A 14,503-nucleotide genomic window follows, 5' to 3' on the forward strand; every position below is an offset into this window, starting at 1 on the left:
GATCACCGAGTCCTCATCGCGCTCCCCGGTCCGCAGTGCGTTCGCGGCCCCCGCCACGATGGTGCGATCCGCTCACCGCCTGCAAAGGAGCCCGCCCGTGCCCATCACCGATCGCCGGATCACCCTGCGGTTCCTGGCCGCCCCCACCGACGTCGCCACCCTCGGCGGCGGCGTCCGGGGCGGCCGCATCCTCGAGTGGATCGACAAGGCGGCGTACGCGTGCGCCGCCGCCTGGTCGGGCGGCTACTCGGTGACCGCCTACGTCGGCAACATCGGCTTCGGCCGCGATATCGCGTCGGGCGACGTCGTCGAGGTGCGCGCCACGCTGGTCCACACCGGCCGCAGCAGCATGCACATCCAGTGCGAGGTCGCCTCCGCCGATCCGCGGGTGGGGACGTTCACCGTCGCCAGCACATGTCTGCTCGTCTTCGTCGCGGTGGACGAGGCCGGGAAGCCGAAACCCGTGCGGCAGTGGCAGCCGGTCCTCGCCGAGGACGTCCGCGCCGCCGAGGAGGCCGAGGTCCGCACCGACGTTCGGCAGCGGATCGCCGCGGCGATGAGCGGGGCGGACTACTCGCTGCCGACCGAGGCGGAGCGGCGCACCACCCGCTTCCTCGCCGCTCCCACGGACATCAACTGGGGCGGCAAGGCCCACGGCGGGCGGGTGATGGGCTGGATGGACGACGCCGCCTACCTGTGCGCGGCGGGCTGGAGCGGCGGCGAAGCCGTCACCGTCTACGTCGGCGGCGTGCGCTTCTACCGCCCCGTGCAGATCGGGCAGGTCATCGAGGTCTCGGCGCGCCTATTGCACACGGGCCGGCAGACGATGCACGTCTCCGTGCACCTCGCGACGTGCTGGCCGCACGAGCACACCCCGCAGCCCGCGGCGCACGCCCTGCACGTGCTGGCGGCGCTCGACGCCGGCGGCGACGCCACGGCTGTGCGACGGTGGACGCCGCGCCTGCCCGGCGACGTGGCCCTCGACGCGCACGCCCGCGAGCTGATCGCCATCCGCGGCCGGCGCACCGCCTCGGCCGCGACCAGGATGGTGGCCATCTGACCGCGTAGAATCTCGCCCGTGATGGAGCTCAAGACCCCTGCCGAGATCGCGAAGATGCGCACGACCGGTATTTTCATCGCCGAGCTGCTCGAGGAGCTGACCGGCATGGCAGAGGTCGGCATGAACGCGATGGAGCTCGAACACCGCGCGCGGAAGATGATCGCCGACCGCGGTGCCGTCTCGTGCTACTGGGACTACGCCCCGTCGTTCGGCAGCGGACCGTTCCGCAACGTCACGTGCATCTCCATCAACGACGCCTGCCTGCACGGGCTGCCGCCCGACCACGTGTTCGCCGACGGCGACCTGCTGACCGTCGACATCGCGGTGTCGATCGACGGCTGGGTCGCCGACGCCGCCCGGTCGGTCAGCGTGGGCACGCCCCGCCCCGAGGACACCCGGCTCATCCGGGCGACCCGCGAGGCGCTCGACGCCGCCATCGACCACATGCGCCCCGGCACGAGGCTGGGCACGGTCTCCGCTGCGATCGGCGCCGTGGCCAAGCAGTACGGCTACCCGGTGAACACGCAGTTCGGCGGGCACGGCCTGGGCCGGACGATGCACGAGGACCCGCACGTACCCAACGCCGGGAAGGCGCGCAAGGGCATGCTCCTGCAGACCGGCACGACGCTCGCGCTGGAGCCGTGGTTCTGCGCCACGACCGACAAGATCGTCTTCGACCCCGACGGCTGGACCCTGCGGTCCGCCGACGGTTCCCGTGCCGCGCACAGCGAACACACCGTCGCCATCACCGAGGACGGCCCGTTCGTTCTCACTGCGCCGAAGTAACCGACCTCTGTGCCCCCATGAGCACCCGGGCGGCCTGCCGCGCACCGTCGACGACGCCGTCCGGGCCGAGGATGGCGGCGGTGGTGAGCGCCCCCTCGGTGAGCAGCCCGATCTGGACCGCGACGCGCTCCGGCAGGCCCGCCTCTGCGACGAGTGCCGCGAGTTCGTCCTGGTAGCAGGCCTTGTTGCGCACGGCGGCGTCGGCGACGGTCGATGATGTGGCGCCGAGCTCGCCGTAGCTGTTGATGAACGAGCAGCCGCGGAAGTCGTTCTCGGCGAACATCTCGTCGAGCCAGTCGAAAACCGCGAGGACCCGCTCCTCCGGCCCGCCGGCCCGGTCCACGTACTTGTGCAGCCCGTCGGTCCAGCGCCGGTCACGGATCGTCAGCACCTCGGCGACGAGCGCATCCTTCGACGGGAAGAGCTTGTAGATCGCCTTGAGGGAGACGCCGGCGGCGGCGCGGATCTCGTCCATCCCGACAGCCTGGATCCCCTTGCCGTAGAACAGCTTCTCCGCCGCCTCCAGCACGGCGACGCGCTGCTGATCCGCATCCATCTTCCACATACCCCTTGACGAGAGAACGATCGTTCCCCTACTCTAACACCCAGCGAGAGAACGAACGTTCTCCGCGAAGCCGACAAGGAGCAGATCATGAGCAAGACCATCCTCGAGCCCGCCGCCCAGGCCTTCTCCGACGCCACCGCGAATCCGCCCTACCTGTTCGACCTCGGCCCCGTCGACGGCCGGAAGACCGTCGATGAGGTCCAGTCGGGCGACGGCGTCACCTTCCCCGAGGTCGACGAGGAGTGGATCACCGTGCCCGGCGGCCCCACCGGCGAGGTGCGCACCCGCATCGTCCGCCCGAAGGGCGCCACCGGCGTCCTGCCCGTCATCCTCTACGTCCACGGCGCGGGCTGGGTCTTCGGCAACGCCCACACGCACGACCGCCTGGTCCGCGAGTTCGCCGTCGGCACCGGTGCGGCCGTGGTCTTCCCGGAGTACGACCTCTCCCCCGAGGCGCGGTACCCGATCGCGATCGAGCAGAACTACGCCGTCGCGCAGTGGGTCGTGAGCTCGGGCGCGGAGAAGAACCTCGACGGCACCCGCATCGCGGTCTCCGGCGATTCCGTCGGCGGCGACATGGCGGCCGTGCTCGCCCTCCAGGCCAAGGCCCGCGGCGACGTGTCGCTGGCCGCTCAGGTCCTGCTGTACCCCGTGGTGGACGCGGACTTCGAGACCGGCTCGTACCACGAGTTCGCCGAGGGCTACTTCCTGCGCCGCGACGCCATGCAGTGGTTCTGGGACCAGTACACGAACGACGAGGCGCAGCGCGCCGAGATCTTCGCCTCACCGCTGAATGCCACCGTCGAGCAGCTTCGGGACCTGCCGCCCGCCACCGTCATCACCGCCGAGGCCGACGTGCTGCGCGACGGCGGCGAGGCCTACGCCGCGAAGCTCCGCGAAGCGGAAACGAGGTGACCGCCGTGCGTATCGGCGGGGTCATCCACGACTTCATGATGCTCAACGCCCTGCGCGAGACCCACGGCGCACAGGCCGGATTCGACCTCGCGATCGCGGCCTTCCGCCGCGCTCTCACCGTCTGAAGTCTCACCGCCTGAAGACGGGCGCCAACCGGTGCAGCGCTTCCTCGATCTCGGCGCTCGCGCCGGCGAAGCTGAGGCGGACGGTGCGGTTGCCCCGGGCCGTGTCGAAGTCCAGGCCCGGGGTGATCGCCACGCCGGTCTCGTCGAGAACGCGTGCGCACCAGGACAACGAGTCGTCGGTGAGGTGACCGATGTCGGCGTAGGCGTAGAAGGCACCGTCGGGCGGAGCGACGCGGGTCACGCCGAGGTCCGTGAGCCCGGCGAGCACGATCTCGCGGTTGCGCGCGTACCCGGCCACATGCGCGTCGAGCTCGGCCCGGGCCTCGTCGGTGAAGGCGGCGATCGCGGCGTACTGGCTGATCGCGGGCGGGCAGATCGTCATGTTCGCCGTGAGTCGCTCGACGGGCCGCTGCAGGTACTCGGGCAGCAGCATCCAGCCGAGCCGCCAGCCGGTCATGGCGAAGTACTTCGACACCGAGCCCATCACCACCTGCTCGCGGGAGGTCTCCCACGCGCACGACGTCGGCCGGCCGTAGCTCACGCCGTGGTAGATCTCGTCCGAGATGAGCAGCGTGCCGTGCGCCGCGCACCAGCGCGCCAGGTCGGCGAGGTCGGACGGTGCCAGGATGGTCCCCGTCGGGTTCGCCGGGCTCGCGACGATGAGCCCCTTCGGCGGCTCCGGCAGCGCGTCCAGCATGGCGACGGTCGGCTGGAACCGCGAGTCCGGGCCGCAGTCGAGCTCGACCACCCGGCAGCCGAGGGCCTTCAGGGTGTTCCGGTAGGCGGGATACCCGGGCCGGGCCATGACGACGGTGTCCCCCGGGTCGAAGGCCGCGAGGAACACGAGCGTGAACGCGCCCGACGACCCCGTCGTGATCGCCACCGCGCCCGGCGCGACGTCCAGCCCGTACGCACGGCCGTAGTGCGCGGCAATGGTCTCCCGCAGCGGCGCGATCCCCATCGCCTCGGTGTAGCCGAGCGGCCCGGCGTCCAGCGCGGCGTGCGCCGCGGCGAGCACCGGCTTCGGCGCCCCCGCACTCGGCTGCCCCGCGGCCAGCGAGATCACGTCGCCGTGGGTCTCGCGGCGCCGCGCCGCCGCCGCCAGCACGTCCATGACGTGGAACATCTCGACATCCGACCGCCGCGCTTCCTGCATGCGCTCCATGGTGTCATCCGCGCCTCCGGCTGCCGCGGGAACCGACTGCTCGACGAGGAGGCCCAGGAGAGCGAAGACCGCCTGATCACCGCGTCGGGCGGGTGAGGAACGCGGTGACCTCCCGGCCGATCCGGGTGATCACCACCGTCATCGCCTGCGAGCCCTGCAGTTTGAGCCGCTTACGCAGCACGTCCGGGTCGACGCCCGCCCCGCGGGTGAGGATCTCGACGGTGCCGACATCGCGGGCGCGGAGCTCGGCACGCAGCACCTTCTCCGTGAACCGGAACTCGTCGAGAACCTCGAACCCGCGCACCCCGTCCGGCACGACGTCGCCGGTCAGGTACGCGATGTGCGGGTCGAGCTGCCAGAGGTCGTGCCGCGCCGCGTAGTGCCGCACCAGCCCGGCGCGGATGACGGCACCGTCGGGCTCGAGCAGGAAGCGCCCTGCCGGGCCGGGGTCGACGTCGTGCGGGGCGCTGGAAACCACCTCGAATCCCGTATCGCCACTGCGTAACACAGTCGCCCGGGTGAGCCCGGGGACCGCGACGGGACCGGACCACAGGCAGGCCTCGCGGACGCCGCCGTCGAGCGAGACGATCTCGACCTCCCCGTCGAAGCCGTCGCGCCGCAGCCCGTCGTAGTCGATGCCCGGCGCGGTCTTGACCGCGAGCGACCGGCCCGCGTACGCGGCGCGCAATGCCGAGAGCGCGGGCGACATCTGCTCCGGGTCGACGATGCGCCTGCCGCCGGACCGGCGCGCGGGGTCGGCGATCACGACGTCGGCCGTGGTGGTGGGGGTCAGCGCGTCGGCGACGTAGACGAGGGCGCGCGGCACGTTGTGGGCGGCCATCCGCGCGCGGACCGGGTCGATGTCGCTGCCGACCACCCGGGGGCACACCTGCACGAGGGCGCGCAGTTCCGCACCGATGGAGCAGGTGACGTCGTGCACCGAGAGCCAGGCGAGCCGGCGCGCGCGGTGCTCCGCGACGGCGGCGGGGGTGGCCTGCTGCACGGCCTCGTCGGTGAGCAGCCAGCCGGTCACCTCGCCCAGCTTGGCGGCAGCGCGGCGGCGGGCCCGGACCTGTTCGATGACCACGGGGGCGTGCGGACCGGCGAGGCTCCGCACCGTCGACACGTCGGCCAGCAGGGACGCGTCGGTCAGGGCCAGACGGTCCGCCGCCGCGACCGCGGCGGCGCCCTCGTCCGACCGGAGGTAGGACAGCCCCGCCGCGTCCACTACCGGGGCTTGGTACCCGTGATCGCGAGGTTGTAGAAGAACTTGCGCGGCACGACGCGACGCAGCAGGTTCTCGTCGAGCGCCGACAGCTTCTTCCAGCCGCCGAACGCGAACCCGGCCCAGCCGAAGCCCAGTTTCTCGGGCGGCACGGCCGCCTCGAAGGTGCGGACCGGCCAGCCGAGGAAGGCGGCGGTGAACTCGTCGGTGCTCGCCTGGACGTCGACGGCGCCGGCGCGGGCGGCCATGGCCTCCATCTCGTCCGGGTCGAACGTGTGGATGTCCACGACGGCCTCGAGCGCGGCCGCCCGCGACGACTCGTCGAGCTCCGCCTGCGGGCGGCGCCAGTCGGCGAGGAACGGCAGCTTCGTCACGTTGGTGGTGACGCCCCAGGTGATGCGTCCGAGCCAGCGGGCGTAGAAGTCGCCGATCGTGGTGGGCTCGCCGGCGAACACGAACCGGCCACCGGGCTTGAGCACCCGCAGCACCTCGCGCAGCGACTGCTCGACGTCCGGGATGTGGTGCAGCACCGCATGCCCGACGACCAGGTCGAACGTGTCGTCCTCGTACGGGATGGTCTCGGCGTCGGCGACCCGGCCGTCGACGGTGTGACCGAGCGCCTCGCCGTTGCGCAGCGCGACCTTCACCATGCCGGGCGAGAGGTCGGTGACCGAGCCGGTCTCCGCGACCCCCGCCGACATGAGGTTGAGCAGGAAGAAGCCGGTGCCGCAGCCCAGCTCCAGGGCGCGCCCGTAGGGCTTCTCGTTGTCGCCGTGCGTCGCCGCCTCGAACCGGTCACGGGCGTAGTCGATGCACCGCTCGTCGAAGCTGATGTGCCACTTCTCGTCGTAGGTCTCGGCCTCCCAGTCGTGGTAGAGCACCTGGGCGAGCTTCGTGTCGGAGAATGCGGCCGCAACCTCGTCCGCCGTGGCGTGCGGGTTGGGGGCCGGCTGCTGGTCGGTCATTCGGGCCTTTCGAGATGATGTTCCCGCCAGGTTACCGCCCAGTCAGGTCCAGGCCCAACCCGCGTGATGAGAACACGTTCTGCCGCGACCGGCCGACTCCGGCCGACCGGACTACTTGCCTGTGAACTTCGCCTTGCCCGGACCGTTCTCGATGAACGAGGTCATGCCGATCGTGCGGTCCTCGGTGGCGAACAGCCCGGCGAACAGGTGCCGCTCGATGGCGAGGCCGGTGTTCAGGTCGGCGTCCAGCCCCTGGTCGATCGCCTGCTTCGCCGCACGCAGCGCCTGCGAGGCGGCACCCGCGAACTGGCCGGCCCACTTCAGGGCGGCGTTGTAGACCTCGTCGGGGGCGACGACCTCATCGACGAGCCCGATCTCCAGGGCCTCCTCGGCGCCCACGAACCGCCCGGTGAACACCATGTCCTTGGCCTTCGACGGGCCCACGAGCCGGGCCAGGCGCTGCGTGCCGCCGCCGCCGGGGATCACGCCGAGCAGGATCTCCGGGACCCCCACCTTGGCGTTGTCGCCGACGATCCGGCGGTCGGCGCCCAGTGCCACCTCGAGGCCGCCACCGAGGGCGTACCCGGTGATCGCGGCGACGGTCGGCTTGGTGATCGACGCGATCGCCGACAGGCCGCCCTGGAGCAGTGCGATGGCCTCGCTCATGTCCGTGTAGCCCATCGCCTGCATCTCCTTGATGTCGGCGCCGGCGGCGAACACCTTGGGACCGCCGTACACGACGACGGCCTTGATGTCGTCGCGCTCGTTCACCTCGGCGGCGAGGGCGATGAGCTCGTCCTGGACCCGCGCGTTGATCGCGTTCATCGGCGGCCGGTTCAGCCGGATCGTGCCGATGCCGGGGTGCTCGTCGCTGGTCTCCAGGGTCACGAATTCAGTCATGCCCGAGAGGTTACCGGGTGTTCGACAATTTAGTTGGACGTCCACGTATCCGCGGCCGGACGCTCAGTAGATCGTCGACCCCTCGGCGTACTCGGCCCAGCCGGGGAACCGTCGGTCCTCACGCGTCATGCCGTCGACGATCGCCACCGGGGTCAGGTCCGCCGCCTCGGCGGCCCAGCCCAGCGCGTCCTCCGTGGTCTCGAACGGCAGCAGCTGGAAGAGCTGCGAGTAGGTGGGCGCCATCAGTTTGTTGCGGCCCGCGAGCCACTCGTCGATCACGGCCTGCGGCGTCCGCCAGCCCGCGGAGACGGCCTCGGTGGTCCGCAGGTCCGCCTCCTGCCCGGCGGGCAGCGCGGCGAGGTAGAACATCGTGTCGTAGCGCCGCGGCCGCCCGGGCAGGGTCACCCACCGCGAGAGCGGCACCAGCGCGTCGGGGTCCACCCGCACGCCGCACTCCTCGAGCGTCTCGCGCGCGGCGGTCACCGTCAGGTCCCCCTCGTCCGACGGCTCGATACCGCCGCCCGGGAACACCGTGACGCCGGGCGCGAACTCCATCCCACTCGCGCGGGTCTGCACGAAGACCTCCAGGCCGGACGGTGCCGTCCGCAGCAGCAGGACCGTGGCGGCGAGCCTGATCGGGACGTCGGCGAGATCGCGCCGGTGCCCGGCGCCCTGTCCCCCGCTCATGCCTGCAACCTCCGCCGCCCGGGGCGCGCGGCGCGCCGGGCGAAGAACCGCCCGTCCACCTCGTCCAGCAGGATGCGCTGGCTGAACGTCTCCGACAGCACCTCCGCGGTGAGCACGTCGCCGATCAGGCCCTGCGCCACGACGCCGCCCTCCTTGAGGAGCAAGGCGTGGGTGAACCCCGGCGGGATCTCCTCCACGTGGTGGGTCACCAGCACCGTCGCGGGGGCGTCCGGATCATGGGCGAGCGTGTCGAGCCGGGCGACCAGTTCCTCGCGGCCGCCCAGGTCCAGCCCGGCGGCCGGCTCGTCGAGCAGCATCAGTTCCGGGTCGGTCATCAGGGCGCGGGCAATGAGCACGCGCTTGCGCTCGCCCTCGGACAGCGTGCCGAAGCGGCGGTTCGCCAGGTGCTCGGCGCCCATCGACTCCAGGACGTCCACGGCGCGGCTGATGTCCACCTCGTCGTACCGCTCCCGCCAGCGCCCGAGCACGGCGTACCCCGCCGACACCACGAGGTCGGTCACCAGCTCGTCGTCGGGGATCCGTGAGGCCAGCGCCGCGGTGCTCACCCCGATCCGGGCCGTGAGGTCCTGCACCACCGTCTTCCCCAGGACCTCCCCCAGGATGTGCGCGGTACCCGCGGTCGGAAACACCTGCGCCGACGCGAGCCGCATGAGCGAGGTCTTGCCGGCGCCGTTCGGGCCGATGACCACCCACCGCTCGTCCAGTTCCACCCGCCAGTCGATCGGCCCGACGAGGGTGCGGCCGTCGCGCCGCAGCACGACGTCGTGGAAGTCGACGAGCAGATCCTGGTCGGGTTCGGCGATGTCGGCGGGGGCGGAGCCCGGTGCGGGAGCGGGCGCGGAAGTGGCGGCGGGATCGGACACATCACCATCCTGCCGCACGGGTCAGGTCGCGGTTGGCAGGATGGTCACCGTGTCCACAGACCACCCCACCCCGTCCCCCGGCGCGTACACCCCCCTCGGCGCCGTCCCGCAGCCCGGCGGCGTGAACTTCGCCGTCCACGCTCCCCGCGCCACCGACGTCTGGGTGTGCCTCGTCGATGTTGCCGAGGACGGCACGCGCCAGGAGCGGCGCCTCCTGTTGCCCGCCCGGACGGCGGGGGTGCACCACGGCTTCGTGCCCGGGATCGGCGAGGGGACGCGCTACTGCCTCCGCGCGGCGGGCCCGTGGGACCCCGGGGCGGGGCTGCGCTTCAACGAGTACAAGGCGCTCATCGACCCGTACGCCCGCAGGCTCGACGGTGGCTTCCCCGGCGATGCCGCCGACGGCGCCGCCCTCCTGCCGTACGGCGAGGACGGCGGACCGTCGGACATCGATTCGCTCCCCGACATCCCCCTGAGCGTGGTCACGGGCGCCCCGCCCGCGCCCGAGCCCGGCCCCGGAGTCCCGTGGGACCGCACGGTGATCTGCGAGGTGCACGTGGGCTCGTACACGGCCCGGCACCCCGGCGTGCCCGAGGAGCTGCGCGGCACGTACCTCGGCCTCGCCCAGCCGGCGATCCTCGAGCACCTGCGGCGCATCGGCGTGACCGCGGTGGAGCTACTGCCCGTGCAGGCCTGCCTCACCGAGCCGGGCGTGCGCGCGCGGGGCATGCGCAACCACTGGGGCTACTCGACGGGGGCCTACTTCGCCCCGGACCCGCGGTACGCCGCGCGCCCCGGTCACGAGGTCGAGGAGTTCTCGGAGATGGTCTCGGCGCTGCACTCGGCCGGCCTCGAGGTGCTCATGGACGTGGTCTACAACCACACCGCCGAGGAGTCGGTGGCCGGCCCGTCGCTGTCGTGGCGCGGCCTCGACGCCCCCGGCTACTACCTGCTGGAGAACGGCGAGGACCTCGACTACACGGGGTGCGGCAACACCATCGACTGCGCGTCGCCCGCGGCGCTGCGCATGGTGCTCGACAGTCTGCGGTACTTCGCCGGCGAGTTCGGTGTCGACGGCTTCCGGTTCGACCTGGCCAGCGTGCTCGGCCGCGGGCGCACGGCGACGGGGCCCAGGGCCCGGTGATCCCGTTCGACCACCGGGCGCCGCTGCTGTCGGCGATCGCCGCCGACCCGCTGCTCGCCACCCGCAAACTCATCGCCGAGCCGTGGGACGCCACCGGCGAGGGTACCGAGTGGGAGGCTTCCCGCCGGTCTGGGCGGAGTGGAACGACCGCTACCGCGACACGGTGCGAACCTTCTTCGCCGGTGCCGGCACGGTCGGCGATCTTGCCTCGCGGGTGTCCGGCAGCCAGGACCTGTTCGGCGCTCAGGGCCGCTCGCCGTTCTCATCGATCAACTTCGTCACGGCCCACGACGGCTTCACCGCCCGCGACCTGGTCAGCTACGAGCGCAAGCACAACGAGGCCAACGGCGAGAAGAACCGCGACGGCACCGACAACAACCGGTCGGTGAACCACGGCTTCGAGGGCGGCACCACCGATCCCGCGATCCTCGCGGCGCGCGCCGCGCACGTCCGTGCCCTGCTCGCCACGCTGCTGCTGTCGACGGGCACGCCGATGCTGCTGGGCGGCGACGAGATCGGGCACACGCAGTACGGCAACAACAACGCCTACTGCGTGCCGGAGGGAACCCGCGCAGCCGACGCCTTCGCCGTCGACTGGGACGCCGCAGACGCCGACCTCACCGCGTTCGTCGCGCGGGTGGCCATGGTCCGGCGCGCCGCGCCGGTGCTGCGCCAGCACGAGTTCTTCGACGGTCGCGCCACTCGGGACGGCGAGCCCGATCTCGCGTGGTTCGCCGCCGACGGCGCCGAGATGCCCGGCGACGCGTGGCAGTCGCCCGAGGTCCGGACACTCCAGGCCTGGGTCGACGGTTCCGACGTCCGCGCGCCCGGCCACGACCGGGCGGTGCCCGACAAGGACGCGCTCATCATCTGGCACGCCGGCGGCGACGCCGAGATCACGCTCGGCGGCCCCGAGTCGTGCACGCACGGCTGGGAGCTGATCGTCGACACGTCGCGGCCCACCGGCGAGCCCGCGGAGGGCACCGCGTTCTACGCGTCGCGCGCGCGGGTCAGGGTCTCGGGCCCGACGGTGCTGGCCTTCCAGGAGGCCTGAGAGCTCAGTTCTCCAGCGGGACGCGACGCAGCTGCCCGTCGACGGCATCGGCGGCCTCGATCTCGTCCCGGGTCACGCCCAGGACGAACAGCACCGCGTCCAGATAGGGGTGCGACAACGCGGTGTCCGCGACCTCGCGCAGGGCGGGCTTGGCGTTGAACGCCACCCCCAGGCCGGCCGCCGAGAGCATGTCGATGTCGTTGGCGCCGTCGCCGACCGCCACGGTCTGCTCGACGGGCACACCGAAGGCGTCCGCGAACTCGCGGAGCGCGCGGGCCTTACCCGGCCGGTCGACGACCTCGCCGATCACGCGACCGGTCAGCGCACCGTCGGTCACCTCGAGGGTGTTGGCGCGCACGAAGTCGAGTTCGAGCTCGGCGGCGAGCGGCTCGATGACGGCTGTGAAGCCGCCCGAGACGACGCCGCAGCGGTAGCCGAGCCGCTTGAGGGTGCGGATCGTGGTGCGGGCGCCGGGCGTCAGCTGCAGCTCTCCGGCCACCTCGTCGATCACCGTCGCCGGCAGCCCCGCGAGGTTCTGGACTCGGGCGTGCAGGGACTGCTCGAAGTCGAGCTCCCCGCGCATCGCCGCCTCCGTGACCGCGGCGACCTCGGCCTCCTTGCCCGCCCGGGCGGCCAGCATCTCGATGACCTCGCCACGGACCAGGGTGGAGTCCACGTCGAAGCAGATCAGTCGCTTGGAGCGGCGGGCGATCCCGGCGCGGGACGTCGCGATGTCGACGCCCTGCGCCTTGGCGACGGTCGCCAGCGCGGCGCGGAAGCCGGCCTCGCCCGCGGCGTCCGGGACGGTCACGAGCAGTTCGAGTGCAGTGACCGGGTAGTCGGCGACGCCCGCGATGGATTCGATGTTCACGCCGCCGTCGGCAAGGGTGGCGGCGACCGCCGACAACGCCCGCGCGGTGACGGGCGCTCCCAGCAGCACGACGGCGTGCGTGGGCACCGGCGGACGCGGCGGCTGCTCGCTCGAGATCTCCACGGCCACGTCCATCCCGACGGTGGCCATCGCCTGCTCGACGAGCTCCTGGACGTGCTCGGGATCGCCGTCGACGGCCGCGAGGACACCGAGCGTCAGGCGCCCGCGGATGACGGTCTGCTCGACGTCGAGGATGCTGACCTCGTTGCGGGCCAGGACGCCGAAGAGGACCGAGCTGACGCCGGGCTTGTCGCCGCCCGTGACGGTGATGAGGATCGTGGGGTCCGAGGTCGCATCGTGCACGGTGAAAGCGTAGTGCGCGCAGGCGGAACGCCGAACGGCGCCTCCCGGTGCAGGAGACGCCGTTCGTGCGGAGATCGTGGGCCCTAGTGGCCCTGGCCCGGCCCGGAGTGGGCCTCGGCGCGCATGCGCTCGACCATGTGCGGGTAGTGCAGCTCGAACGCGGGGCGCTCCGAACGGATCCGGGGCAGCTCGGTGAAGTTGTGCCGCGGGGGCGGGCAGCTGGTGGCCCACTCGAGGCTGTTGCCGAAGCCCCACGGATCGTCGACCGTGACGACCTCGCCGAAGCGGTAGCTCTTGAACACGTTCCACACGAACGGCAGGGTCGAGGCGCCCAGGATGAAGGCGCCCACCGTCGAGATCCGGTTCAGCGTGGTGAAGCCGTCGGTCGCGAGGTAGTCCGCGTATCGACGCGGCATGCCCTCGGCGCCCACCCAGTGCTGGACCAGGAACGTCATGTGGAAGCCGATGAAGGTGAGCCAGAAGTGCCAGCGGCCCAGCCCCTCGTCCAGCAGGCGGCCGGTCATCTTCGGGAACCAGAAGTAGATGCCCGCGTAGGTGGCGAACACGATGGTGCCGAAGAGCACGTAGTGGAAGTGCGCGACCACGAAGTAGGTGTCGGACACCGCGAAGTCGAGCGGCGGCGACGCGAGCAGGACACCGGTCAGGCCACCGAAGAGGAACGTCACGATGAAGCCGATCGAGAACAGCATCGGCGACTCGAACGTTATGTGTCCTCTCCACATGGTGAGGATCCAGTTGAAGAACTTCACACCCGTGGGCACCGCGATCAGGAACGTCATGAAGCTGAAGAACGGCAGCAGTACGGCGCCGGTGGCGTACATGTGGTGCGCCCACACCGCCACGGACAGGGCCGCGATGGCGAGCGTGGCCAGGACCAGGCCGCTGTAGCCGAAGATCGGCTTGCGGCTGAACACCGGGAAGATCTCGGACACGATGCCGAAGAACGGCAGCGCGATGATGTACACCTCGGGGTGACCGAAGAACCAGAACAGGTGCTGCCACAGGATCACACCGCCGTTGGCGGGGTCGTAGATGTGGGCGCCGAACTGACGGTCCACCTCGAGCCCCATGAGCGCGGCGGTCAGCAGCGGGAAGGCCAGCAGGATCAGCAGCGAGGTCACCAGGATGTTCCAGGTGAAGATCGGCATGCGGAACATCGTCATGCCGGGGGCGCGCATGCAGATCACCGTGGTGACCATGTTGACGGCGCCGAGGATGGTGCCGAGACCACCCACGCCGAGGCCCATGATCCACAGGTCGGCGCCGGGGCCGGGCGAGTGCAGGGCGTCGGTCAAGGGGGTGTACGCGGTCCAGCCGAAGTCGGCGGCGCCACCGGGCGTGATGAAACCGGCGATCACCATGATCGCGCCGAACACGAACAGCCAGTAGCCGAACGCGTTCAGGCGCGGGAACGCCACGTCGGGCGCGCCGATCTGCAGCGGCAGCACGAAGTTGGCGAAGCCGATCACGATCGGGGTCGCGTACAGCAGCAACATCACCGTGCCGTGCATGGTGAACAGCTGGTTGAACTGCTCGGTGGAGAGGAACTGCAGGCCGGGCTCGGCGAGCTCGGCGCGCATCAGCAGCGCCATCAGGCCACCGATGAGGAAGAACGCGAAGCACGTGACGATGTACATGATGCCGAGCGTCTTGTGGTCGGTCGTCGTCACCAGCTTGTAGATGAACGACCCCTTGGGCCCGGTCCGCTGCGGGTACGGACGTGCAGCGGTCACTTCGACCACCGGACGATGCGCTTGCGCGGTCACTATTCCT

Annotated in this window: 11 protein-coding genes and 2 pseudogenes; 4 read left to right on the forward strand and 9 right to left on the reverse strand. The window is 71.4% G+C overall.

Translation table 11 applies throughout. The features are described 5' to 3' along the window. The first annotated feature begins 58 nt into the window (after positions 1 to 58). Together MTP03_RS15990 and map are read left to right on the forward strand one after the other, a co-directional pair. Complete coding sequence (locus MTP03_RS15990) at positions 59 to 1,060, forward strand: acyl-CoA thioesterase (protein WP_371820782.1); 1,002 nt, start codon at positions 59 to 61, stop codon at positions 1,058 to 1,060. A gap of 18 nt (positions 1,061 to 1,078) precedes the next feature. Further along, entirely contained in the window at positions 1,079 to 1,846 is a 768-nt protein-coding gene (gene map / locus MTP03_RS15995; RefSeq protein WP_248489080.1) for a type I methionyl aminopeptidase, read from the forward strand. Here map and MTP03_RS16000 read toward each other — a convergent pair. Further along, complete coding sequence (locus MTP03_RS16000; RefSeq protein WP_371820783.1) at positions 1,830 to 2,411, reverse strand: TetR/AcrR family transcriptional regulator; 582 nt, start codon at positions 2,409 to 2,411, stop codon at positions 1,830 to 1,832. The two genes, map and MTP03_RS16000, sit on opposite strands and share 17 nt — an antisense overlap. An 87-nt stretch (positions 2,412 to 2,498) precedes the next feature. Between MTP03_RS16000 and MTP03_RS16005 the strand changes: the two are divergent. Next, a pseudogene (locus MTP03_RS16005) lies at positions 2,499 to 3,451 on the forward strand (alpha/beta hydrolase). Between the two features lie 4 nt (positions 3,452 to 3,455). Here the strand turns inward: MTP03_RS16005 and MTP03_RS16010 are convergent. The 6 genes from MTP03_RS16010 to MTP03_RS16035 all read right to left on the reverse strand — a co-directional run bounded on the left by MTP03_RS16010 (position 3,456) and on the right by MTP03_RS16035 (position 9,217). Continuing rightward, a complete protein-coding gene (locus MTP03_RS16010; protein ID WP_248489081.1) occupies positions 3,456 to 4,616 on the reverse strand; it encodes a pyridoxal phosphate-dependent aminotransferase in 1,161 nt (386 codons plus the stop codon). Positions 4,617 to 4,692: 76 nt separating this feature from the next. Further along, on the reverse strand, positions 4,693 to 5,844 hold the full coding sequence (locus MTP03_RS16015) for a class I SAM-dependent methyltransferase (RefSeq protein WP_248489082.1): 1,152 nt from the start codon (positions 5,842 to 5,844) through the stop codon (positions 4,693 to 4,695). Further along, the gene (locus MTP03_RS16020; protein WP_248489083.1) at positions 5,844 to 6,806 is read right to left on the reverse strand and encodes a class I SAM-dependent methyltransferase; all 963 of its coding nucleotides are present in this window, start codon (positions 6,804 to 6,806) and stop codon (positions 5,844 to 5,846) included. Before MTP03_RS16020 ends, MTP03_RS16015 begins: the two co-directional genes overlap by 1 nt. A 111-nt stretch (positions 6,807 to 6,917) precedes the next feature. Continuing rightward, complete coding sequence (locus tag MTP03_RS16025; protein ID WP_248489084.1) at positions 6,918 to 7,706, reverse strand: enoyl-CoA hydratase/isomerase family protein; 789 nt, start codon at positions 7,704 to 7,706, stop codon at positions 6,918 to 6,920. A 63-nt stretch (positions 7,707 to 7,769) separates the two neighbouring features. Then, positions 7,770 to 8,393, reverse strand: a complete 624-nt coding sequence (locus MTP03_RS16030) for an NUDIX domain-containing protein (protein ID WP_248489085.1) — start codon at positions 8,391 to 8,393, stop codon at positions 7,770 to 7,772. Next, complete coding sequence (locus MTP03_RS16035; protein WP_248492238.1) at positions 8,390 to 9,217, reverse strand: ABC transporter ATP-binding protein; 828 nt, start codon at positions 9,215 to 9,217, stop codon at positions 8,390 to 8,392. The genes MTP03_RS16030 and MTP03_RS16035 overlap by 4 nt, the downstream gene beginning before the upstream one ends. A 100-nt stretch (positions 9,218 to 9,317) precedes the next feature. On the opposite strand from MTP03_RS16035, the pseudogene glgX reads away from it, so the two are divergent. Further along, positions 9,318 to 11,475: pseudogene (glgX, locus tag MTP03_RS23935) on the forward strand (glycogen debranching protein GlgX). Positions 11,476 to 11,479: 4 nt separating this feature from the next. Here glgX and serB read toward each other — a convergent pair. After that, positions 11,480 to 12,709, reverse strand: a complete 1,230-nt coding sequence (gene serB, locus MTP03_RS16050) for a phosphoserine phosphatase SerB (RefSeq protein WP_248489088.1) — start codon at positions 12,707 to 12,709, stop codon at positions 11,480 to 11,482. Between the two features lie 83 nt (positions 12,710 to 12,792). After that, complete coding sequence (gene ctaD, locus MTP03_RS16055) at positions 12,793 to 14,463, reverse strand: cytochrome c oxidase subunit I (RefSeq protein WP_248489089.1); 1,671 nt, start codon at positions 14,461 to 14,463, stop codon at positions 12,793 to 12,795. Positions 14,464 to 14,503: the final 40 nt, after the last annotated feature.

It is taken from the genome of Tsukamurella sp. PLM1, assembly GCF_023168325.1.
In the GTDB taxonomy this organism is placed as follows: domain Bacteria; phylum Actinomycetota; class Actinomycetes; order Mycobacteriales; family Mycobacteriaceae; genus Tsukamurella.